General features: G+C 45.5%; 16 protein-coding genes and 1 other annotated feature. Of the genes, 11 read left to right on the top strand and 5 right to left on the bottom strand.

Annotation, left to right across the window (positions count from 1 at the left end; translation table 11 throughout):
• Window positions 1-250: 250 nt before the first annotated feature.
• Both R7O03_RS05190 and gltB read right to left on the bottom strand, forming a co-directional pair.
• Window positions 251-1,720 carry a glutamate synthase subunit beta gene (locus R7O03_RS05190; protein ID WP_318131556.1) on the bottom strand — a complete coding sequence of 490 codons (1,470 nt, stop codon included), beginning with the start codon at window positions 1,718-1,720 and terminating at the stop codon, window positions 251-253.
• Window positions 1,720-6,270: a glutamate synthase large subunit gene (gene gltB / locus R7O03_RS05195; protein ID WP_318131557.1), complete on the bottom strand. Its 4,551-nt coding sequence runs from the start codon at window positions 6,268-6,270 to the stop codon at window positions 1,720-1,722. Before gltB ends, R7O03_RS05190 begins: the two co-directional genes overlap by 1 nt.
• Before the next feature lie 551 nt (window positions 6,271-6,821).
• Here gltB and R7O03_RS05200 point away from each other — a divergent pair.
• From R7O03_RS05200 to R7O03_RS05215, 4 genes are all read left to right on the top strand, one after another.
• The gene (locus R7O03_RS05200) at window positions 6,822-7,781 is read left to right on the top strand and encodes a TIGR01212 family radical SAM protein (RefSeq protein ID WP_213963282.1); all 960 of its coding nucleotides are present in this window, start codon (window positions 6,822-6,824) and stop codon (window positions 7,779-7,781) included.
• A gap of 35 nt (window positions 7,782-7,816) precedes the next feature.
• A complete protein-coding gene (locus R7O03_RS05205; protein WP_025768422.1) occupies window positions 7,817-9,562 on the top strand; it encodes a GGDEF domain-containing protein in 1,746 nt (581 codons plus the stop codon).
• Window positions 9,563-9,799: 237 nt separating this feature from the next.
• Window positions 9,800-12,154, top strand: coding sequence for an aerobic respiration two-component sensor histidine kinase ArcB (gene arcB / locus R7O03_RS05210; protein ID WP_005381826.1), 2,355 nt, complete (start codon window positions 9,800-9,802; stop codon window positions 12,152-12,154).
• A gap of 1 nt (window position 12,155) precedes the next feature.
• Window positions 12,156-12,605, top strand: coding sequence for a hypothetical protein (locus R7O03_RS05215; protein WP_054574283.1), 450 nt, complete (start codon window positions 12,156-12,158; stop codon window positions 12,603-12,605).
• 85 nt (window positions 12,606-12,690) lie between these two features.
• Here R7O03_RS05215 and arcA read toward each other — a convergent pair whose 3' ends face one another.
• Complete coding sequence (gene arcA, locus R7O03_RS05220; RefSeq protein WP_005381824.1) at window positions 12,691-13,407, bottom strand: two-component system response regulator ArcA; 717 nt, start codon at window positions 13,405-13,407, stop codon at window positions 12,691-12,693.
• Window positions 13,408-13,768: 361 nt separating this feature from the next.
• Between arcA and R7O03_RS05225 the strand changes: the two genes are divergently transcribed.
• On the top strand, window positions 13,769-14,176 hold the full coding sequence (locus R7O03_RS05225; protein WP_053306886.1) for a DUF3293 domain-containing protein: 408 nt from the start codon (window positions 13,769-13,771) through the stop codon (window positions 14,174-14,176).
• Between the two features lie 64 nt (window positions 14,177-14,240).
• Window positions 14,241-14,723 (top strand): putative 4-hydroxy-4-methyl-2-oxoglutarate aldolase, encoded by a 483-nt coding sequence (locus tag R7O03_RS05230; RefSeq protein WP_005381822.1) that lies wholly within the window; start codon window positions 14,241-14,243, stop codon window positions 14,721-14,723.
• On the opposite strand, the gene R7O03_RS05235 is transcribed toward R7O03_RS05230, so the two are convergent.
• The gene (locus tag R7O03_RS05235; RefSeq protein WP_047102035.1) at window positions 14,720-15,190 is read right to left on the bottom strand and encodes a hypothetical protein; all 471 of its coding nucleotides are present in this window, start codon (window positions 15,188-15,190) and stop codon (window positions 14,720-14,722) included. The two genes, R7O03_RS05230 and R7O03_RS05235, sit on opposite strands and share 4 nt — an antisense overlap.
• A gap of 423 nt (window positions 15,191-15,613) precedes the next feature.
• Here R7O03_RS05235 and thrL point away from each other — a divergent pair, with 423 nt between their 5' ends.
• The 5 genes from thrL (at window position 15,614) to R7O03_RS05260 (ending at window position 21,312) form a co-directional block, all read left to right on the top strand.
• Complete coding sequence (gene thrL, locus R7O03_RS05240) at window positions 15,614-15,691, top strand: thr operon leader peptide (RefSeq protein ID WP_074192076.1); 78 nt, start codon at window positions 15,614-15,616, stop codon at window positions 15,689-15,691.
• Window positions 15,627-15,746 (top strand) — a sequence feature (Thr leader region). It overlaps the preceding gene by 65 nt.
• A 53-nt stretch (window positions 15,747-15,799) precedes the next feature.
• Window positions 15,800-18,259, top strand: coding sequence for a bifunctional aspartate kinase/homoserine dehydrogenase I (gene thrA, locus R7O03_RS05245; protein WP_318131558.1), 2,460 nt, complete (start codon window positions 15,800-15,802; stop codon window positions 18,257-18,259).
• Between the two features lie 20 nt (window positions 18,260-18,279).
• The gene (gene thrB, locus R7O03_RS05250; RefSeq protein ID WP_017635074.1) at window positions 18,280-19,236 is read left to right on the top strand and encodes a homoserine kinase; all 957 of its coding nucleotides are present in this window, start codon (window positions 18,280-18,282) and stop codon (window positions 19,234-19,236) included.
• Window positions 19,233-20,513, top strand: coding sequence for a threonine synthase (gene thrC / locus R7O03_RS05255; protein ID WP_213915919.1), 1,281 nt, complete (start codon window positions 19,233-19,235; stop codon window positions 20,511-20,513). The genes thrB and thrC overlap by 4 nt, the downstream gene beginning before the upstream one ends.
• 139 nt (window positions 20,514-20,652) lie before the next feature.
• A complete protein-coding gene (locus tag R7O03_RS05260; RefSeq protein WP_213966860.1) occupies window positions 20,653-21,312 on the top strand; it encodes an NADPH-dependent FMN reductase in 660 nt (219 codons plus the stop codon).
• Window positions 21,313-21,422: 110 nt separating this feature from the next.
• On the opposite strand, the gene grcA is transcribed toward R7O03_RS05260, so the two are convergent.
• Window positions 21,423-21,800, bottom strand: coding sequence for an autonomous glycyl radical cofactor GrcA (gene grcA / locus R7O03_RS05265; RefSeq protein WP_005381814.1), 378 nt, complete (start codon window positions 21,798-21,800; stop codon window positions 21,423-21,425).
• Between the last annotated feature and the right edge of the window lie 50 nt (window positions 21,801-21,850).

Genomic DNA, 21,850 nt, shown 5'->3' on the forward strand with positions numbered 1-21,850 from the left:
TATTAGTGGATCATCACGTGAATATGCGATTTACCATTTAATAAGCTAAAATAGTTTAATAATTTCAAATAGATAGAAAATTGATTGTTACAAAAAAGTAACATTTGATTCTGTGGGAGATAAAAAAGACCAGCATAAAATGCTGGTCAAAATAGAAAGATTGGAAGGAATTGTTTTCTTTCTTCACCGATAGCCATCGATATTGCTGATGGCTATTAGGCAATTGAAAGAGAGAAGCATGACTGCTTCGTTAAGCAGAAAGCATCAGTGAATCTGCTTTTGCTTCTAGGTTTGTGCCACCCATTAGATAATCATCGATAGCACGGGCACATTCGCGGCCTTCATTGATACAACGAACCACCAAAGATTGGCCTGTTCGCATATCACCAGCAGCAAATACGCCTTCTTGGTTAGTAGCAAAATCTTGAGTTGCTACGTTACCGCGATCGTCTAGTGCGATATCCAGTTGAGCAAGTACGCCCGTTGGTTCAGGATGAAGGAAGCCCATCGCTAGGAATGCCATATCACATGGAATCACCCGCTCGCTGCCTTCAACTTCTTTAAAGCCTGGACGCTCGCCAGGTTTCGCCTCTTCCCAAACGATATCAGCCAAACGAAGACCAGTAACTTCACCTTTGTCGTTACCGATGAACTCTTTAGTTAGGATGTTCCAGTGACGATCGACACCTTCTTCATGAGAGGTCGAAGTACGTAGGATCATCGGGTACTGTGGCCAAGGCATATTGGCAGGACGCTTTTCTGGTGGAATCGGCATGATTTCCACTTGAGTTACACTTGCTGCGCCGTGACGGTTTGATGTTCCCACACAGTCTGAACCAGTATCACCACCACCGATAACCACAACATGTTTACCCGCAGCGTGAATTTCTTCCGTTTTCAGGTCCATGTTATTGGCGCGACGGTTGTTTTGACCTAGGAATTCCATCGCGAAGTGAACGCCTTTTAGTTCACGACCCGGAACGGGCAAATCACGTGGAACCGTTGAGCCACCGGTTAGTAGAACCACATCGAACTCTTGACGCAGCTGCTGAGCATTCACATCAACACCAACATGTTGGTTAACTTTGAATTCAATACCCGCTTCTGCCATTAGGTTGATCTTACGATCAATCACATCCATACCCAGTTTGAAATCTGGGATACCAAAACGTAGCAGACCGCCTACTTTCTCGTCTCGCTCGAATACTGTCACAGTATGACCAGCGCTGTTTAACTGCTCAGCAGCCGCAAGGCCAGCAGGGCCCGAACCGATGATCGCAACGGTTTTGCCAGTTCGAGAGCGTGGTGTTTTTGGTTTGGCGTACCCTTCACGATACGCCGTTTCCACGATGGTTTTCTCGATATTACAGATAGTGATTGGATCTTGGTTGATACCAAGAACACAAGCACTTTCACATGGAGCAGGGCAAACACGACCAGTAAACTCTGGGAAGTTGTTCGTCGAGCTTAGGATGTTCCAAGCTTCTTCCCAGCTATCACGATAAACCGCGTCGTTAAATTCTGGGATGATGTTACCGATAGGGCAGCCGTTATGACAAAACGGCACACCACAATCCATACAACGAGAAGCTTGAGTATTGATTTTGTCACCAAACTCCTCGTTCAGGACGAACTCTTTGTTGTTCTTGATGCGTTCAGCTGGGTCGATCTTCTGTGGTAGTTCACGACCATGCTCTAAAAATCCAGTAGGCTTACCCATTATACGGCCTCCACTTGAGTTTCGTTTCCTTGAGACTGTGCTTCAGCTTTACGTTTTTGAAGAACCGCTTTGTAGTCACGCGGCATTACCTTAGCCATAGAGGCTAGGCTTGCTTCAAAGTTGTCTAGGAAAGACTGAGCGACTTCACTTCCTGTGAATTGAACATGCTTAGTTAGCATGTCGAGTAATAGATCTCTGTCTTCTTGCTCGATTGGATCTAGGTCTACTAGCTCTGGGTTCAGTTTTGACTCAAAGTCACCTGATTTATCCCATACGTAAGCCACGCCGCCACTCATACCAGCGGCAAAGTTACGACCTGTTGAACCAAGGATGATGGCTGCACCGCCAGTCATGTATTCACAACCGTGGTCACCGACGCCTTCTACTACTACTTTCGCGCCTGAGTTACGAACACAGAAACGTTCACCAGCCATACCGCGAATGAAAGACTCACCCGAAGTTGCACCGTAGAAACACACGTTACCAACAACGATGTTGTCTTCCGCGACAATACTTGATTTTGCATCTGGGTAAAGTACTAAGGTACCGCCAGATAAGCCTTTACCCCAGTAGTCGTTCGCGTCGCCTTCTACTTCGAACTTCACGCCCTTAGCGAGGAATGCGCCGAATGACTGACCCGCAGAACCTTTGAACTTCACGTTCATTGGCTGAGGTAGACCGGCATCTTTGTACACTTTCGAGATTTCGTTCGACAACATGGTACCTGCAGAGCGGTCCGTGTTAACGATAGGGAACTCGGCATTCACCGCTTCGCCTTTCTCGAGTGCAGGAATCGCTGCTTGAATCAGCTTACGGTCTAGCACTTCTTCTAAGTTGTGGTTCTGCTGAGCTTGGTTGAATACACCATCAGCTTCACGTGGTTGCTCAACGTGAAGAACAGGAGACAGATCTAGGTTCTTGTATTTCCAGTGAGAAACGTCTTGGCGAATCTTCAGCTTCTGACCTTGACCGACCATCTCATCGATAGTGCGGAAGCCAAGTTCAGCCATGATTTCACGTAGACCTTGTGCCATGTATTGGAAGAAGGTTACGACGTCTTCTACGCGGCCATCAAAGCGCTCGCGAAGTGTCTTATTTTGAGTCGCGATACCAACAGGACAGGTGTTCTTATGACACTTACGCATCATAATACAACCTTCAACCACCAATGCTGCGGTTGCCACGCCCCATTCTTCTGCACCGAGTAGTGTTGCCACTGCAAGGTCGCGAGGTGTCTTCATCTGACCATCCGCTTGAACCACGATACGGTTACGTAGACCGTTCTTCAGTAGCGTTTGGTGCGTTTCTGCCAAACCAAGTTCCCAAGGAAGACCTGTATGACGGATTGAAGACATTGGGGATGCACCTGTACCGCCGTCGAAACCTGCGATTAGTACAACGTCCGCTTTCGCTTTCGCTACACCAGAAGCGATCGTACCTACGCCTGCTTCTGATACCAGCTTCACGTTTACACGGCCTGCGCGGTTCGCGTTCTTCAAGTCGTAGATAAGCTGAGCCAAATCTTCGATTGAGTAGATATCGTGGTGTGGTGGTGGAGAGATAAGGCCAACGCCCGGAGTCGAGTGACGCGTTGCACCGATCCAGTCATCTACTTTATCGCCTGGTAGCTGACCACCTTCACCTGGCTTCGCACCTTGAGCCATTTTGATTTGCAGCTCATCAGCGTTAGTTAGGTAGTAAGAGGTTACGCCGAAACGACCAGAAGCCACCTGCTTGATTGCAGAGCGTTCCCAATCGCCGTTCTCTTTGCGCTCGAAACGCATTGGATCTTCACCACCTTCACCAGAGTTCGATTTCGCGCCAAGACGGTTCATCGCAACAGCCAATGTGGAGTGTGCTTCGTAAGAAATAGAACCGAATGACATTGCACCGGTCGCGAAGCGTTTCACGATGCTTTCAATTGGCTCGACTTCGTCGATAGAGATAGAACCAGCTGGGTTCTTAATGAACTCAAGTTGGCTACGTAGGGTTACCGCGTTGTCACCTTGCTTATCTACAGCAGTCGCGTATTGCTTGAACTGATCGTAGTTCTTGTTGCGCGTAGACTCTTGCAGTAGAGAAATGGTTTCTGGGTTGAATAGGTGCTTCTCACCACGCTGTTTCCATTGGTAAACACCACCAACATCCAGCATTTGAATTGGGATTTCGCGTTGTGGGTAACCGATGCGGTGACGGATCAGCACTTCTTTGGCGATATCATCAAGGGTAAGGCCTTGGATACGAGAAACCGTACCTGTGAAGTATTTGTCGACCACTGACTTGTGGATACCCAACGCTTCGAAGATTTGTGCGCCGTGGTAAGACTGTAGCGTCGAGATACCCATCTTCGAGAAGATCTTCAGAAGACCGCCATTGATCGCTTTACGGTAGTTGTTGAACAGATCACGAGGGTTCGCTTCTGGATCCAACTTCTTCGTACGTTGAAGTTCAATGATGGTTTCAATCACTAGGTAAGGGTTAACCGCATTCGCACCGTAACCAAGTAGCGTTGCAAAGTGGTGCGTTTCACGCGCGTCACCAGTTTCAACCACGATGTCACACTTCGCACGTAGACCTTTACGGATCAAGTGGTGGTGCACTGCGCCAACTGCCAGCATTGCTGGGATCGCCGCGTGGTTTGAATTCACTGCGCGGTCAGTGAGTAGGATGATTGAGTAACCATCGATAACCGCGTCTTCTGCGTATTGGCAGATACGTTTTAATGCACGCTCAAGTTTGCCTTGATCTTCATTAGCTTGGAATACGATATCCAGCGTCTTCGCTTGTAGGTGCTCGTTATCGATCGCACGTAATTTCTCAAGCTCAGAGTTGGCTAGAACAGGCGATTCCAATTCTACTTTCTGACAGTGAAGTGGTGTTTCAGTCAGAAGGTTTTGGTCTTTACCCAAGTAAGTGTTCAGCGACATAACCATACGCTCACGGATCGGGTCGATCGGCGGGTTAGTTACCTGTGCAAACAGCTGCTTGAAGTAGTTTGAAAGATGCTGAGATTGATGAGATAGAACCGCAAGAGGCCAGTCGGCACCCATTGCTGACAATGGTTCTTTTGCGTCATTCGCCATTGGAACGATGATTTCGTTCACTTCTTCAGTGCTCACACCGAAAGCTTGCTGACGATGCAGCAAACGCTCAGGAGAAGGTTGGCTGAACTGGTTGCTCGCATCTGGCAGCTTCTTCAAGCTCAGTAGGTTTTCTTCTACCCACTTCTCGTAAGGCTGCGCTGTTGCGATGGTGTCTTTCACTTCTTCATCAGAGATGATGCGACCTTGCTCTAGGTCTGCAACGAAGATACGACCTGGTTGTAGACGACCACGGAACTCAACGTTTTCTGGTTCTATATCCACAACACCAGATTCAGATGCCATCACTAGGAAGTTATCTTTGGTCACTGTGTAGCGAGAAGGGCGCAAACCGTTACGGTCTAGTGTCGCACCAACTTGAACACCATCAGTAAAACATACGGAAGCCGGGCCATCCCATGGTTCCATGATGTTCGCATGGTACTGATAGAACGCGCGACGTTTAGGATCCATGTTTTTGTTTTCTTGCCATGCTTCAGGAATCATCATCATCAATGCGTGTGGCAGGCTGCGACCAGACAGAACTAGGAGCTCAAGTGCCATGTCAAAGTTAGATGAATCCGAGCTGCCTTCCTGACAGATTGGAAGAAGCATGTCGATTTCAGCCTGAGTGAACAGGTCTGATTCTAGGATTGCTTCACGGGCTTTCATCCAGTTCAAGTTACCGCGAACTGTATTGATTTCACCGTTGTGGGCAATGTAACGGAAAGGCTGTGCAAGACGCCATTTCGGGAAGGTATTGGTAGAGAAACGAGAGTGTACCAGTGCCAGTGCAGTCACCATGGTCGGGTTTTGCAGATCAAGGAAGTACTGCGGTACTTGCTCGGTCGTTAACTGACCTTTGTACACCAATGTCTTGTAAGACATTGAGTTAATGTAGAAGTCGTCACCAATGTTCGAAACGCTTTCTAGGCAAACACGTACAGTGTAGTTACGAAGCACGTACAGTTTGCGTTCTAGTTCTTCAGGTGTGATGCCAGGGCCACCAGAGATAAACACATGCTCAAACTGAGGCTCTGTGCTTAGTGGGTCGGCACCAATCATGGAGTTGTCGGTTGGTAATACGCGGTAGCCGATAACTTCAAGGTCTAGACGCTGTGCGTTGCGTTCTAGAATGTCACGGCATTGTTCGCGTTTGTATTCGTCTTTCGGGAAAAGAACGACACCAACACCATACTTTTCAAACGAAGGCAGTTTAATGCCTAGCTTAACGGCTTCTTCTAATAGGAATTCATGAGGTTTTTGTAGCAAGATACCCGCACCGTCACCGCTGCATGGGTCACAACCTTGACCACCACGGTGTTCCATGCGAGCCAGCATATCCAATGCTTGAGTCACTACTTCATGAGATTTACGGTTTTTAAGGTGAGCAACAAAACCGATACCACAAGCGTCATGCTCCAGTTCCGGAGTGTACAGACCCTGTGGATTTTGCTCTCTATCTACCATAGATACATCCTTCCAGTTCAATGTCGACGCAAAAGTACCGGGCAGCAAATACTACCTAGACTATTGATTACGTCTTGTCCTTTATATTTATTATCGCCACCGATCTAGGTTGACCGGTCTTGATTCCTTTCCGTATCTCGCAGGAAAAGTTTTGCGAGAAAAACAATCCTTGGTGGTATCCCTTTATTTATTATCACTATCTAGTGATTTATATAGGTAGGAGTGGGATAACACCGACAAATCCCGCAGTGTGCTTTGTAATAAAAGTCACAAAAATAACGGGGTTGTGTAAGTATCCTACAATTTTGTCACTTCAGAATGCAATGAAAAAGTCGGCGTTGTGACCCAATTTTTTCGTTTAATTATGCATTTTTAGTTTAACATTTACGCAACATGAACGATTTTTGTCTTTAATTATGCAAGTTTATTGATTTTGACCCGCATGATGGGTGTTTGAATTGATTAATATTGTGTGTTTTTTCTTGCAGGGATGTAATTTATTTACACAGATCGTAGTGAGATTGATTACGATTTATTGTTGGTGAGAATTTATGCAGTTACATGAGTTGGTCAATACAATCGGCCAAGATCTTCAGCGTCGATACGGTGAAAAGGTTCATAAGTTAACATTGCACGGTGGATTTAGTTGCCCTAACCGCGATGGCACGATTGGGCGGGGAGGATGTACATTTTGCAATGTGGCTTCGTTTGCAGATGAAGAAGTCCAGATAAAAAGCATTCACGAACAGTTAAAAGATCGCGCAGGTGAAATTCACAGAGCGAAGAAATATCTAGCTTATTTTCAGGCCTACACCAGTACCTATGCAGAAGTACAAGTTCTCAAAAACATGTATGAGGAAGCACTAAAGGCTGCAGACATGGTTGGTCTTTGTGTGGGGACGCGTCCTGATTGCGTCCCTGATGCGGTATTGGATTTACTGTCGGGCTATGTACAGCAAGGTTATGAAATTTGGCTAGAACTAGGTCTTCAAACCGCCAACAATGACACCCTAAAACGTATCAATCGTGGTCATGACTTTGAGTGTTATGCCGAAATCACTAAGCGTGCGCGAACACTCGGAATCAAGGTTTGTACTCACTTAATTGTGGGTTTACCCAAAGAAACCCGCGCCGAAAATATTGAAACGCTGCAAAAAGTGTTGGCCGTGGGAACGGATGGCATCAAGTTACATGGCTTGCATATTGTCGAAGGTAGCACCATGGCGAAAGCTTGGCGTGCTGGAAAGCTAGAAGCCCCTGAATTAGAAGAATATGTTGCGGTCGCCAGTGAAATGATTCGTATGACACCACCAGATGTGATTTATCATCGCGTTTCATCAGCAGCTAGGAGGCCCACGTTATTATCGCCTCTGTGGTGTGAAAACCGTTGGCTAGCGATGACGGAAATTGGTCGAGATCTCAGTGCTCATGGTGCTCAAGGGAGCCTTACGGGGAATGCCTTTATCTATACTAAACCGGAATTAATAGCAGATCGCTCAATAAATAACTGATATATTTTAACCAGTGTTCTTTGAAGGTTTAAACGATGGATCAGTTACTCAATTGGCTTTGGGGTGGTCAAGGCGGTTATGGCTATGTCGTCTTGTTGTTAATCGCAGGCGTGTGCGCGTTAGCACTGATCTATTTGCACTTTCAGACATCACTTAAGCAACTAGTAACGGATTCTCCCTATCCAGTCATAGTGGTGGACACTAGCCATGCTCAGCTCTTGCTATCTAACCAGGCTGCGATGCAGTTATTAGGCATTCGCTCTTTGGGAACGGGGTATTTGTATCCTGCTTTATTCGATATTCATGAGCTTGAGCAGTTTCTCGAGCGCTTCTCTAGTCGTCATTTTCGTCAGCAGGCTTTTGACTGGCGACTATCTGATAGTGAATCTATTAAAGTGGAGCTGTCAGGCAGAAAGAGTTTATTGCGCAATCATCGAGTTTGGATTCTTTATGCTCAGCCATATCAAGCCACTCACCAAGAGCAGCAACAAGAACTTGCCCAATTAATCATCGCACGTTCGGCATTAGACTCACTTTCAGAGCTGATTTGTACCCAAGACCGCCAAGGCAATCTATTAACGACCAATCGAGCATTTGATCAATTCTGGCAAGGGCGAAGGGAAGAAGCTTGCGCATCCAAGGCCTTGGGTGAGATGACCAGAAAAAGCGAACGTAAATGGACAACGGATCCACAAGGTCGAAGTTGCTTATTGGAAGTCAATCAAAACTCTCTTGTTTCGCCGAGTGGTGAGCTTATCGGTACGCTGTCTATTAGTCATGACGTGACTGAATGGCACAAGATGCAACAGAATCTGCGAGATGAAATGGAGCGTCGCAAAGATACAGAGGTGGCGCTAGCGCAAAGAGATACTATCTTACAAACGATTCTGGATGCCAGTCCGGACTCTATTGGTATTTTCAATGAGAACATGGTCTATCAAGCGTGTAATCAGCCTTTTGTTAAGGCGTTAGGCATTTCAAAAATTTCTGATTTGATAGGTAAGCGCCTCCAAGACGTGATTCCTAAAGAGATGTACGCGCGCTTAGCAGACAGTGACTTAGAAGCATTACGCCAGTTAGAGCCAGTTCGATACATAGATAAAGTCGTGAGTAGTGATGGTAAAAGTACGTGGTTTGATGTGGTGAAATCGCCTTTTAAAGATAAAGCATCAGGAACGAATGGTGTGCTGATCATGGCGCGTGATATTTCTGAGCGTTATCTTGCAGAACAAAAGTTGGAAAAAGCCAACCTAGAGTTAGAAAAATTGAGCTTTATGGATAGCTTAACTCAAGTATCGAACCGACGCCGTTTCGACGAACAGCTGCAGGTATTGTGGTACCACCACGCTCGAGAAAAGCTGCCGCTCACCATCATGTTATGTGACATCGACTTTTTCAAAGATTACAACGACTGTTACGGTCACCAACAAGGTGATGAAGCGTTAGTCAGTGTCGCTACCGTGTTTACACAAGTCATCAATCGTTCTTCGGATTGTGTTGCGCGTTATGGTGGCGAGGAGTTTGGTTTTATATTGCCGAATACCACCACGGAAGGTGCGCGCAACGTAGCGCAGCGTATTCATGAGAAAATTCTACAGCTTGATATGGAACACGACAGTTCAGAAGCATCTGAACGCCTTACCGTCAGTATCGGTCTGGTCTCTTACATTCCTCAGCATGGTGATGAACCCGAAATGGGCATCGCTATGGCTGACAGTGCGTTATACCAAGCTAAAGCTGATGGACGTAATCGCACCTGTATTCACCCCAGTTCTTGCTAACGCTTTGTGACCGCTTGCTCTAAGTTGATAGCTGATTGTTTAAATCACCGTATTAAACACGTTAAACTTACACAAGCCTGTGCGCTCGTTGGTTTATCTTTTTATCTCGTGTCACAAGCGCAGATCGCACCGTGTGTTTTTCACTAATCAAACAGACCTAAATTGCGTTAGGTCGAGTGCATTTACCTGTTTTTCATCATCGAATGGCGCTATTTAGCCACCACCATGGAGTAGTTAATGAAACCCATGAAAAATCTCGCCCAGTATTATGTCGACTTGCTAGTCAAACTGGGGATTGTTCGCTTCTCTATTTTGCTAGCCCTTGCGCTGGTGGCATTAGCTGTTGTGGTGCAGGTAGGGATTACTTTAGCTCTCAAAGGGCGAGTAGATGATATCGACATTGTCCGTTCGGTGTTTTTTGGTCTATTGATCACCCCTTGGGCGGTTTACTTCCTCTCTGTGGTTGTCGATCAACTAGAAGAGTCTCGCCAGCGTTTAACTAAGCTGGTGTCCAAACTGAAGGACATGCGTTCGCGAGATCAAGAGTTGAATTACCAACTTCAACAAAACATTGAAAAGCTTAACCAAGAAATTGAAGAGCGTATTAAAGCGGAAGAAGCACGTGAAGAGGCGATGCAAGACCTCGAAAACGAGGTGTTCCAACGCGAACGTACTCAATTAGAGTTGGCAGAACGTACCGCATTACTGCGTTCATTTATTGATGCCTCACCAGACTTAATTTACTACCGCAATGCGGATGGTGTTTTCTCTGGCTGTAACCGCGCGATGGAAGAGCTAACGGGCAAGAAAGAGCACCAGTTAGTCGGATTAAGCCCTTGGGATGTGTATAGCAAAGAAATCGCCGAGCATATCGTTGATACTGACCAAAAGGTTTTTGCCGATAATCAAGCGATTACTTACGAGCAATGGCTCGAATACCCAGATGGTCGCAAGCATTACTTTGAGCTGCGTAAAGTGCCATTTTACAGCAAAGATGGCCGTCACCTTGGTCTCGTTGGGTTCGGTCGTGATATCACTGAACGTAAGCGCCATGAAGAGTCGTTAGAGAAAGCAAGCCGCGACAAAACTACCTTCATCTCAACCATCAGTCATGAGCTGCGAACGCCGCTGAATGGCATTGTAGGCTTAAGTCGTATGCTTCTAGATAGTCCGTTGACAGAAGAGCAGCGTAAACACATGCAGACCATCAATGTGAGTGCGATTACTCTAGGTAACATCTTCAACGATATTATCGATATGGATAAATTTGATCGCCGTAAGTTAGAACTATTACCTGCGCCACTTAACTTCGAAGACTTCGTCGCAGAGATTGAGAGTATCTCTGCTCTGATGGCGGAACAAAAAGGGTTACGCTTTGACTTAGAACGTTTAAGCGACTTGCCAAAAGCAATTGAAGTGGATGCAACCCGTCTACGTCAGGTGATTTGGAACTTGGTCAGCAACGCAATGAAGTTCACCAAGGAAGGTGGCGTTGTGATGACAGTGAGCGCGGATGTCGAAGACGATTTTGCGACCATTATTATGGAAGTGGAAGACACAGGTATTGGTATCCCAGACGAAGAGCTAGATAAGATCTTTGCGATGTACTACCAAGTGAAATCAGGCAAGGACAACCTGCACGCGGTCGGTACAGGTATTGGTTTGGCGGTATCTAAGCAACTGATCAATATGATGGATGGTGACATTACGGTTACCAGTGAGGAAGGCTTTGGTAGCACTTTTACTGTATCGATCCACGTTCCGATTGTTGAACTAGCTGAGCCAGTCATTGATGCGAAACGCGACAATGTGCGCCTCAACATATTTATGGTCGAAGACATCGAGCTTAACGTAACTGTGGCTAAATCGTTACTAGAGAGCCTAGGGCACTCTGTCACCGTGGCAATGACGGGCCAAGAAGCGTTAGTGAACTTTGTGCCAGAAAAATACGACTTAGCGTTGTTGGATATCCAACTGCCTGATATGACGGGCTTTGATGTCGCCAATTATTACCGCAAGCATTATAACAATCTTCCTCCATTGGTCGCCTTAACTGCTAATGTAATGAAAGATCGTCGTGAATACTTAGATAACGGCATGGATGATGCGATCAGTAAGCCGCTGGCAGTGAATGCTATTCAGTCAGTGATTGATAAATTCTTCGCTCACCAGTTAGAACAACCTAAGGAAGTGGTGAGCGGTCCCGAAACAGTGGAAGAGCCAGTGCCTTCTCCTGTGATTGAGACACATTTGCTCGATATGGATATGTTAGAGTCTTACGTCGACATTGTTGGTGCAAAACCTGTCTACGACAGCATAAAAATGTTTGAAGATATGATGCCAGACTATATCGATGTCTTAGATTCGAACATGACAGCGAAAGATCAAGATGGGATTGTTTCTGAAGCGCATAAAATCAAAGGTGCTGCAGGTTCAATTGGCCTGAAACGTATCCAAAGTGTGGCGCAAAAAGCGCAATCGCCCGATATGCCTGCATGGTGGGAAAACATTTCAGACTGGGTTGAAGAGATCAAAAATGAATACCAAAACGATATTCAAGTCCTCAAAAGTTGGTTGGAACAAAGGAAATAACATGAAAAGAATCGCACCATTGGCGTTAGTCATGGCATTGATGGCAGGCTGTAGTTCCGTTCCAAATGTGAATTGGCAACAAAACAGTCAGATTACGATTAATGAGGTTAATGTTGAGCTCAAAAGTAATTTATGGGTGAACCTCATGCCGAATATTGGGGACGTGGAAGAGCAAAGTATTCAAGGTGCACTTTACCTCGAAGGAGATCAGTTACTTCCTGCAAATCTAACGGCAGAAGCTCTTATTATTAAACAGGGGCAAAAAGAGTGGTTGGTGGACAGTGCGTCTTTAGATACTCGAACGCACAGTGAAAGCCGATGGGAGGTGGCGTTCTCGTCTCACATTGATGTGAACACAGAAAAATCGGTTGATATCGCAGTGCTTCTAGACGATGCGGGTAAACAGCGTTGGTTAGTCGAAAAGTACGTGAAGATTAACAAGGTTTATTAACCGCAATGATGTTGCATTAGTCGTTAGACCTAAAACAAAAAGGGCTTGCTCAATGAGCAAGCCCTTCGGATATTAGCGGTTAAATCTAGTCTTCTAGATCGCCACAGAAGCGGTAACCTTCGCCGTGGATAGTGGCGATGATTTCTGGCGTACCTGAAACAGACTCAAAGTGCTTACGGATACGACGAATCGTTACGTCTACAGTACGGTCGTGTGGCTTAAGTTCACGACCAGTCATCTTCTTAAGAAGATCTGCACGAGTTTGAATCTTACCCGGGTTCTCACAGAAGTGCAGTAATGCGCGGAACTCAGAGCGAGGTAGCTTGTAGCTATCACCAGCAGGGCTTACTAGAGAGCGGCTGTTGATGTCTAGTACCCAACCGTTGAATTCATACTTTTCTACCGAGCGCTTCTCTTCTTGCACCGCGTTAGAGCTCATTGAGCGACTAAGTAGGTTACGTGCACGAATAGTTAGTTCACGTGGGTTGAATGGTTTAGTGATGTAGTCATCTGCACCAATCTCAAGACCTAGGATCTTGTCTACTTCATTGTCACGGCCTGTCAGGAACATTAAAGCAATGTTCGCTTGCTCGCGTAATTCACGCGCTAGTAGAAGGCCATTCTTGCCTGGAAGATTAATGTCCATAATAACCAAGTTGACTGAGTTATCAGACAACACTTGGTGCATCTCTTCACCGTCACTGGCTTCAAAAACAGCGTATCCCTCTGCTTCAAAAATACTCTTAAGAGTGTTACGAGTTACTTGCTCATCTTCAACGATAAGAATCTGCGGGGTTTGCATTGGCGGTACCTAAATTTGTGACAAAATTGTGCTAATAGAATAAATTCTAGGCAAAAATATAACATACAGGTAATGTGATTTTGATAATAAATCAAGTTGATCAAAAAAACACTTCTTTCAGTTATCCGCCCTCCATGGAATTTTGCCAACTCACCAGTATCCAATGGCGACGTTTATTCTAAAGGGCTTGTTTACCTTTCATTTCCTGCTTTCAGTGGGGCCTGAAACGTAAACACCCTAAGATATTGAGCGGATTTTATATTGTTAACAGCATGCTAACAATGCTCAAATGTTAATTCCATTCAGTTTGTTGATTTATATCAATTGATGAAATGTAACTGTTATTAATCGTTTAAGACTTATGATAGAAAAAAGTAATACGAACATAGACGCATCGTTATGGAATGCTTATTCAGAATCTTTTTTCAGATTCGAAGCCGAGTGGCGTGTTTCAAACTATGCTGTGATAACCGCTTGGAACCCATACAGTAACTTGAGGTCCAAAGAAGAGAACAGCATAAACAATCACGCGTTAGAAAAACAGCTACAGCACGTTAATTACGCGCCTGTCACGGTAGGTGATAGCGCTTTTACATGGTATGAGGAAAGCTTTGCCGTCGAGTTGTCGCCAGAGGTAGCCGTTGAATTGGCGAATGACTTTCAACAAAACGCGATTTATTACGTCATTAATGACCAACTTTATCTTATTGCGTGCTCGCAGCCGAAAGTTTTTCATACGTTAGGCTCCATTAAACCTCGGCTCGTATAGAAGGTATAGAAAAGGATACTGCTCACTGAAGCATCGCTTGGGTGAGAAAATTCACGGAGGAAATATGAGAGACATTACACCCGATATTTGTGACCAATTTGAAGACCAAGTGAGCTTGCTTACTTTACCATTGCAGAACTTTGGTCAACGTAGCGCTTTTTACGGTGAAATCGTTACGGTGCGCTGCTATCACGATAACTCGAAAGTGCGTGAAGTACTGGGCGAAGATGGAACGGGTAAAGTATTGATTGTTGACGGGCATGGATCGTGTCAGAGAGCATTACTCGGCGATCAATTAGCGATACTCGGAATAGAAAATGGGTGGGAAGGCATCATTGTCTATGGTGCAATACGCGACGTAGCACAAATATCTCAAATGGACATTGGCGTTCAAGCTCTTGGAACTAACCCGTTTAAAACAGAGAAACGCGGGATAGGAGAGGTAAACGTAACCTTAACGATGCAAAACCAAATCGTTCAACCTAAGCACTACGTTTACGCGGACTGGAACGGTGTATTGATTTCTAAGCAAAAGCTGGACTTCTAAAAACGAAAGCCTAAACCAACCTCAAAGCCTTGTTGCCAATCTTGGTAATCAAGAGTCGCGTGAAGATCCAGTTTATCGGTAATTTTTACGCGACTTGATACTTCAGCCGCGAGGCTGCTGTCGTCTTGGCGAATACCTTCCGCTGTTTCGTTCTTGTAAGAGCGAACTGTACTTTTCAGCGTGACACGATCATTAAAGTGATAGCTGATCCCACTCAAAAAACCACTTTGATTTTGGGTAGGAGAGTTATTGACTCGCGCACCGACATAAACGTCTACCGAATCAAAAAGTTCGTAAGCGTAACCCGTATCGATATTCCAAACATCAAAACTGTCAGACTGATAACTGTCGCTGGAAATGAATAGTTTATGAGGAGAAGGGGATGTTTTACCTGGAAGCGGCGGAAGCTCGTTTGCTAGACAAACACCAGGCACAAAAAACAGCAACAGAAAAAGCCATCTTTTCATGTTCACCACTCCTTGTGTCAACTTTTTTATTAGTATGCGCCCAAAGCTTCTCACTATTAAAGCATAGAATATGAAAGCTAGCTCACCTATTTTCTAAATAATTCGATCCTATGAACATAAGTCACAGTTAAGTTGTTGTTATGTGTCACAACCCTCTCGAATTATTTGATCGTACGTTTTATGGCAAAGATCAGACTAGTTATTAGATAAAAAACCGAACTGGTGATGATGGTTAAGTCCTTTACAAAAACTAACTGTAGATTTTCAAATGATCAATAATGTGTAATTAACTATAAATATCAATGACATTGCTTAGCAGAAATCTCTGAAAGATGGAAAAACAAACAATTTTTTGTTGACTATGTATCAGAAACTCGGTAAACGTAGAGTTAAGCAAACACAATTAACGTTGAATATTTATTTATGCCATCTAACAGCCTAGTAGTAATGACCACGACCATTATTATTACCGACACGACACATGTTGGGGCAGGCTGCTGAGCGAAAGAAATTCACAAAAAAGGCCTGTATCCAACAAGATACAGGCCTTTTTTTATGCTTTTTTATCCAGAATTTAGACAAATTTAAGAAGATATACCGGAGGAAGGGATGCGAGTATTGAAGTTTGGCGGATCATCACTAGCTGATGCAGATCGCTTTTTGAGAGCGGCAGACATTATTGCCAATAACGCTCAACAAGAAGAAGTAGCGGTTGTTCTTTCCGCTCCTGGTAAAACAACAAACAAATTGGTTGCGGTCATTGAAGGCGCATTGCGCAATGGTGAAGCAGAACTACAAATCAAAGAGTTGGAGGAGTCGTTTAAAACGCTCTTCACTCAAATCCAAGCAGTACTACCCAATATCGATGGTTCAGCTTTCGATAACCAAGTGAAAACTTCTCTCTCTCAATTACGCCAATTCGTTCATGGCATCAATCTTCTTGGCATGTGCCCAAACAATGTTAATGCACGTATTATTAGCAAAGGCGAACGCGTTTCGATTCAATTGATGAAGGCAGTACTTGAAGCGAAAGGCCAACCTGCGCATCTTATCGACCCAGTTGAATACCTATACGCAAAAGGTGATCACCTTGAAGCCATGGTTGATGTAGACGTTTCAACGCAAAACTTCCGCCAAAACCCTCTTCCTCTGGGCCATGTGAACATTATGCCTGGCTTTACCGCCGGTAACGAGAAAGGTGAATTGGTAACACTTGGTCGCAATGGCTCTGATTATTCAGCGGCGGTTCTTGCGGCGTGTCTGCGCGCAGATTGTTGTGAGATCTGGACTGACGTAGATGGTGTATACAACTGTGACCCTCGTTTAGTAGAAGATGCTCGCCTGCTTAAATCTCTTAGCTACCAAGAAGCGATGGAGCTTTCTTACTTCGGTGCTTCCGTTTTGCATCCGAAGACCATTGCTCCTATCGCGCAGTTCCACATCCCATGTCTGATCAAAAACAGCTTTAACCCACAAGGTGCAGGAACTTTGATTGGGCAAGACACTGGTGAAGACAATCTGGCGATCAAAGGTATCACGACGCTAAACGACCTAACTATGGTTAACGTCTCCGGCCCAGGTATGAAGGGTATGGTTGGCATGGCAAGCCGCGTATTTGGCGCAATGTCTTCCGCTGGTGTGTCTATTGTTCTTATTACTCAGTCTTCTTCTGAGTACAGCATTAGCTTCTGTATTGAGGCAGAAGATAAAGCAAAAGCGCAACAAGTACTGGCCGATGCGTTTGAGTTGGAACTGAAAGATAGCTTATTAGAGCCGGTCGAGTTTATTGATAATGTTTCAATCATAACGTTGGTTGGTGACGGCATGCGTACATCGCGCGGTGTTGCATCTCGCTTCTTCTCATCTCTTGCTGAAGTGAACGTAAACATTGTAGCCATCGCACAGGGCTCATCTGAGCGTGCTATCTCAGCCGTGATTCCTGAAGATAAAATCTCTGAAGCAATCAAAGCGTGTCACGAAAACCTCTTCAACTCTAAGCACTTCCTAGACGTCTTCGTGGTTGGTATTGGTGGCGTTGGTGGTGAGCTGGTGGATCAGATCGAGCGTCAACAGGCGAAGCTTGCGGAAAAAGGCATCGTTATTCGCGTGTGTGGCTTGGCAAACAGCAAAGGTCTTTTACTTGATAGTGAAGGTCTGCCACTCGAGCATTGGCGTGATCGTATGTCGGCAGCGACAGAAGAGTTCAGCCTAGCGCGTTTGATTTCTTTGGTTCAACGTAACCACATCATCAACCCAGTATTGGTTGACTGTACATCAAGTGAAGATATCGCGAATCAATACGCTGATTTCTTAGCTGCTGGTTTCCATGTTGTTACACCAAATAAAAAAGCAAACACAGCAAGCATGGCTTACTACCATCAGCTTCGCGATGTTGCGCGCAGCTCTCGTCGCAAGCTGATGTACGAAACAACTGTGGGGGCGGGTCTACCGGTAATCGAAAACCTGCAAAACCTAATCTCAGCGGGTGATGAGCTAGAGCGCTTCAGCGGTATTCTTTCTGGCTCTCTGTCATACATCTTCGGTAAGTTAGATGAAGGTATGAGCCTAAGTGAAGCAACTAATATCGCAAAAGAAAGTGGTTTTACTGAACCGGATCCTCGTGATGATCTTTCTGGTATGGATGTCGCGCGTAAGCTTCTGATCCTAGCTCGTGAAGCAGGCATGTCTCTAGAACTAGAAGACGTTGTGGTTGATCAAGCACTGCCACCAGGTTTTGATGATTCTGGTAGCGTTGATGAATTTATGGCGCGTTTACCTGAAGCAGACGCCTACTTTAAAGAATTATCTGCAAAGGCAGCGGAAGAGGGCAAAGTACTGCGCTACGTTGGTGAAATTAATGAGGGCAAGTGCACAGTAAGCATCGCAGCGGTGGATGAAAACGATCCAATGTATAAAATCAAGGACGGTGAAAACGCACTGGCATTTTACAGCCGTTACTATCAGCCAATCCCACTAGTGTTACGTGGCTATGGTGCAGGCACCGAAGTAACGGCTGCGGGTGTATTTTCTGACGTGATGCGTACTTTAGGTTGGAAACTAGGGGTATAACAATAATGAGTTCAAGTGATATGGATGTAGTGGTTTATGCCCCAGCATCAATTGGTAATGTAAGCGTTGGCTTTGATGTGCTAGGGGCTGCCGTGTCTCCAGTGGATGGCACACTATTGGGTGACCGTGTATTGGTGAAATCTGGGGCTGATCCGTTCAGCCTTAAAACGGCGGGTGATTTTGTTGAGAAATTGCCAACTGAACCAAAAGAGAACATCGTCTACGACTGTTGGCTCGTGTTTGCTCGTGAGTTAGACAAAAAAGGCGTTGAGCTAAAACCACTTGAGATGACGCTAGAAAAGAACATGCCAATTGGCTCTGGTTTAGGCTCAAGTGCATGTTCTATCGTCGCTGCATTAGATGCATTGAACCGATTCCATGGACAGCCACTTAACGAGACAGAATTATTGGCGCTGATGGGAGAGATGGAAGGCAAGATCTCTGGTGGTATTCACTACGACAACGTTGCGCCATGTTACCTTGGTGGTGTGCAACTGATGCTTGAAGAGTTGGGTATCATCAGTCAAGAAGTGCCTTGCTTTGATGATTGGTACTGGGTGATGGCGTATCCGGGTATCAAGGTATCAACGGCGGAAGCGCGTGAGATCCTACCATCTCAATACCGCCGACAAGATATCATTGCTCATGGTCGCCACCTTGCGGGCTTTATTCATGCGTGTCATTCTGGTCAGCCAGAACTTGCTGCAAAAATGATCAAAGACGTGATCGCAGAACCGTATCGTGAGAAACTGCTTCCAGGTTTTGCGAATGCACGTCAATACGCAGCGTCTGCGGGTGCATTGGCAACCGGTATTTCTGGCAGTGGTCCGACACTGTTCAGTATTTGCAAAGAGAAAGATGTCGCTGAGCGAGTTGCTCGCTGGTTAGAACAAAACTACGTACAAAATGAAGAAGGATTCGTCCACGTTTGTCGTCTAGATAAGCAGGGTTCGAAAGTAACAGGAAGTGAGCTATGAAGCTTTACAATATAAAAGAAAATGATGAACAAGTTTCCTTTGGCCAAGCCGTTCGCCAAGGGTTAGGTCGCAATCAAGGCCTATTTTTCCCATCGGAATTACCAAAATTTGAAGATATCGATGCGCTGCTTGCAGAAGACTTTGTCTCTCGTAGCACTAAGATTCTATCGGCGTTAATTGGAGATGAACTTACAGAGGAGCAAGTGAATGCTCTTGTTGATGCTGCATTCCAATTCCCTGCGCCAATTAATCAGGTCAAAGACGGTGTTTACGCTCTGGAACTGTTCCATGGTCCAACGCTTGCATTTAAAGACTTTGGTGGTCGCTTTATGGCGCAATCTCTTGCTGCGGTTTCGGACGGCGGCAAGATCACTATTCTGACTGCAACTTCCGGCGATACTGGCGCAGCCGTTGCGCATGCTTTCTACGGTATGGAAGACATCAACGTTGTGATTCTTTACCCGAAAGGCAAGATCAGCCCACTGCAAGAGAAGCTATTCTGTACGCTTGGTAAGAACATCCATACTGTCGCGATCGATGGAGACTTCGATGCGTGTCAGGCACTGGTTAAGCAAGCTTTTGATGATTCTGCACTGCGTGAAGAGATCGGTCTGAACTCAGCAAACTCAATCAACATCAGCCGTTTGATGGCGCAAATCTGTTACTACTTTGAAGCAGCTGCGCAAATGAGCAAGCAAGAGCGTGAAAACCTAGTCGTGTCTGTACCAAGCGGTAACTTTGGTAACCTAACTGCTGGTCTACTGGCAAAAGCGCTGGGCTTGCCTATCAAACGCTTTATCGCTGCAACTAATGCCAATGACACGGTTCCTCGCTACCTAGAAACAGGTAAGTGGGAGCCAAAACCAACAGTCGCAACAACATCGAACGCGATGGACGTGAGCCAACCAAACAACTGGCCTCGTATCGAAGAGCTATGCCGTGTGAAAGAGTGGGGCTTGGAGACGCTAGGTAAAGGTGCAGTATCTGATGAGCAAAGCGCACAGTCAGTGAAAGACTTACATGCTCTAGGCTATCTATGCGAACCGCACGGTGCGATTGCTTACCGAGTGCTTGAAGAACAACTGCAAGACGGTGAAACCGGTCTGTTCCTATGTACTGCTCACCCTGCGAAGTTCAAAGAAGTGGTGGATGATATTCTAGAATCCGATATCGACCTTCCTGCACCGCTAGCGAAGCACGCTGCGATGGAGCTGCTATCGGAAGATCTCGACGCAGACTTTGACGCATTGAAACAAGTACTGCGCCGCGTGCAGTAAGCTTCAAAGTATAGTAAGTATCAAAAACAGAAATAACGAGAGGTGAATGAGTAATCATTCACCTTTTTTATTGTCGGTAAGTTTTGACTCTCTTTATGATTGAGAAACGAACTTAACTAAATGAGATGGAAAGAGAAGCATGCATTTTTTGATTTTTCTTGGCTCAGTGAGAAACAGCACGCCACCACGACCAGCCCGTTTAGGAATGCGAGTCAGTAAAGCGTGTGAAAAACTCATCGCGAGTCAACATTCGCAACATACGGTCGAAATCATCGACCCTTTGAATTACGACTTTGGCGATGTGTTTAAGCCCGAGTTTGCTTATCACCGCTCTAAAGTTCCGCAGCACCTAAGTGAGCTGGCAGACAAAATCAAACAGGCCGATGGGTATGTGATGGTTAGCCCGGAATATAACCATTCGATGAGTCCTGCTTTGGCGAACATGCTTAACCATTTCGGCAGTTCGCTGTTTTCTTACAAGCCGAGTGCTATCGTGACCTATTCTGCCGGACAATGGGGTGGTGTTAGAGCTGCCGTTTCTATGCGTACCTTCTTATCTGAACTTGGATGTCTACCTGTCTCTGCGATGATCCACATTCCGAAAGCGCAAGAAGTGTTTGATGAACAGGGCGTTGCTGAGGATGAGTCGGAGCAGACGCAGTGGGACAACTATATGAATCGCACTATGCATCAATTGATTTGGTGGGCAGAAGGGGCTTCACTGCAAAGAGATAGGCTTGATCCAACCTCTTTAGCGCAAGCGTTTCAGAAAGATCCTTCGCAAAGAAATGCACCTTAGAGGCGAGTTGCTTTCCATTATAGAAAGGGTTTAGAAGGATTCTGAAACAAAAAAGCTTGGTCATTGCTGACCAAGCTTTTTAAATTCTAGCGAGCTAGTTTACTGAGAGATTATAGAGTCTCAGTAAAAGTACGAGCGATTACATCACGTTGTTGCTCTGGAGTTAGCGAGTTAAAACGTACTGCGTAACCAGAAACACGAATAGTTAGTTGTGGGTATTTCTCTGGGTGTGCAACTGCATCTTCTAGTGTTTCGCGTTTAAGCACGTTCACGTTTAGGTGTTGGCCGCCTTCGATACGAGGAGCAGTTTCGATTGCAACTTCACGGCTTTCGTATTCACCTAGGTCGCTGATTGCGATAACTTGGTCTGCTTCGTAGCCAGCAGTTGCAGCAACACAACGAGCTTCATTTTTTTCGCTATCTAATAGCCAGATAGAGTTTAGTAGGTCGTCGTTTGCCGCTTTTGTAATTTGGATACCTTGGATCATCACTATCTCCTAGACCACTTACGTGGTGATTATTGGTGTTAATTTTCGAA

Origin of the sequence: Vibrio sp. Vb2960, from assembly GCF_033337665.1 — a bacterium.
In the GTDB taxonomy this organism is placed as follows: domain Bacteria; phylum Pseudomonadota; class Gammaproteobacteria; order Enterobacterales; family Vibrionaceae; genus Vibrio; species Vibrio alginolyticus.

Bases quoted from the DNA above. Each gene is read 5' to 3' on its own strand.
- R7O03_RS05190 (WP_318131556.1), bottom strand. From the start codon at position 1,720: ATGGGTAAGCCTACTGGATTTTTAGAGCATGGTCGTGAACTACCACAG.
- gltB (WP_318131557.1), bottom strand. From the start codon at position 6,270: ATGGTAGATAGAGAGCAAAATCCACAGGGTCTGTACACTCCGGAACTG.
- R7O03_RS05200 (WP_213963282.1), top strand. From the start codon at position 6,822: ATGCAGTTACATGAGTTGGTCAATACAATCGGCCAAGATCTTCAGCGT.
- R7O03_RS05205 (WP_025768422.1), top strand. From the start codon at position 7,817: ATGGATCAGTTACTCAATTGGCTTTGGGGTGGTCAAGGCGGTTATGGC.
- arcB (WP_005381826.1), top strand. From the start codon at position 9,800: ATGAAACCCATGAAAAATCTCGCCCAGTATTATGTCGACTTGCTAGTC.
- R7O03_RS05215 (WP_054574283.1), top strand. From the start codon at position 12,156: ATGAAAAGAATCGCACCATTGGCGTTAGTCATGGCATTGATGGCAGGC.
- arcA (WP_005381824.1), bottom strand. From the start codon at position 13,407: ATGCAAACCCCGCAGATTCTTATCGTTGAAGATGAGCAAGTAACTCGT.
- R7O03_RS05225 (WP_053306886.1), top strand. From the start codon at position 13,769: ATGATAGAAAAAAGTAATACGAACATAGACGCATCGTTATGGAATGCT.
- R7O03_RS05230 (WP_005381822.1), top strand. From the start codon at position 14,241: ATGAGAGACATTACACCCGATATTTGTGACCAATTTGAAGACCAAGTG.
- R7O03_RS05235 (WP_047102035.1), bottom strand. From the start codon at position 15,190: ATGAAAAGATGGCTTTTTCTGTTGCTGTTTTTTGTGCCTGGTGTTTGT.
- thrL (WP_074192076.1), top strand. From the start codon at position 15,614: ATGCCATCTAACAGCCTAGTAGTAATGACCACGACCATTATTATTACC.
- thrA (WP_318131558.1), top strand. From the start codon at position 15,800: ATGCGAGTATTGAAGTTTGGCGGATCATCACTAGCTGATGCAGATCGC.
- thrB (WP_017635074.1), top strand. From the start codon at position 18,280: ATGGATGTAGTGGTTTATGCCCCAGCATCAATTGGTAATGTAAGCGTT.
- thrC (WP_213915919.1), top strand. From the start codon at position 19,233: ATGAAGCTTTACAATATAAAAGAAAATGATGAACAAGTTTCCTTTGGC.
- R7O03_RS05260 (WP_213966860.1), top strand. From the start codon at position 20,653: ATGCATTTTTTGATTTTTCTTGGCTCAGTGAGAAACAGCACGCCACCA.
- grcA (WP_005381814.1), bottom strand. From the start codon at position 21,800: ATGATCCAAGGTATCCAAATTACAAAAGCGGCAAACGACGACCTACTA.